This is a genomic window from Pseudomonas sp. 43(2021) (assembly GCF_017490805.1).
Classification (GTDB): Bacteria; Pseudomonadota; Gammaproteobacteria; order Pseudomonadales; family Pseudomonadaceae; genus Aquipseudomonas.
This window is the reverse complement of the sequence record NZ_JAFGYJ010000106.1, coordinates 1-722: the sequence shown is the minus strand read 5'-3', so window position 1 is coordinate 722 and position 722 is coordinate 1. Positions and strand designations below refer to the sequence as shown.

1 protein-coding gene is annotated in these 722 nt (G+C 60.2%); it reads right to left on the bottom strand.

Annotation, left to right across the window (positions count from 1 at the left end; translation table 11 throughout):
• Positions 1 to 337, bottom strand: a 337-nt coding sequence (locus J5M71_RS26170) for a thiamine pyrophosphate-binding protein (protein ID WP_243434355.1), incomplete at its 3' end; no start/stop codon positions are given.
• Between the last annotated feature and the right edge of the window lie 385 nt (positions 338 to 722).

Genomic DNA, 722 nt, shown 5'->3' with positions numbered 1-722 from the left:
TGATCTGGAAGCGGCCCTGCTTGGACTTCTTGATCGGCTTCTGGCCGGTGATCATCATCATCGGCATGCCGCCCAGGTAGGCGTAGGCGCTGGCGGTGACCAGGTTGGTGGCGCCAGGGCCGAGGGTCGACAGGCTGACGCCGGTCTTGCCGGTCAGGCGGCCGTAGGTGGCGGCCATGAAGCCTGCGGACTGCTCGTGACGGGTCAGTACCAGCTTGATCTTCGACTTGCGCAGGGATTCGAGCAGGTCGAGGTTTTCCTCACCGGGAATACCGAATACATACTCGACACCTTCGTTTTCCAGGCATTGCACAACGACATCGGCGGCCTTGGCCATCTTGCTTGCTACCTCAAGTGATGGGACGGTGGAAGTCCAGAAATGCGCAGCACGGTACGCTGGCATCGCTCAGCCCAGGGTCAGGAGTGCCCCGAACCAGAGTCTTGACGTAGGGTGGGCGCGGGAAAGTCACGTAAATGTGACGGGAATATTGTCGCACCCAGGATATTACGCGCTCGGTGTGGGAGTTGTGGGAGCAGGCGACGCGGTGGATGGCACCGGCTTTGCCGGTGTTCGCGGGTGAACCCGCTCCCACACGGGGCGCGTATGCCCGGGAGTTTTTGCGCCACAAAGACAAAACCCCTACCTGCAGGCGCAGATAGGGGTTTTGCGAAATGAATCTTGACGATGACCTACTCTCACATGGGGAAACCCCACACTACCA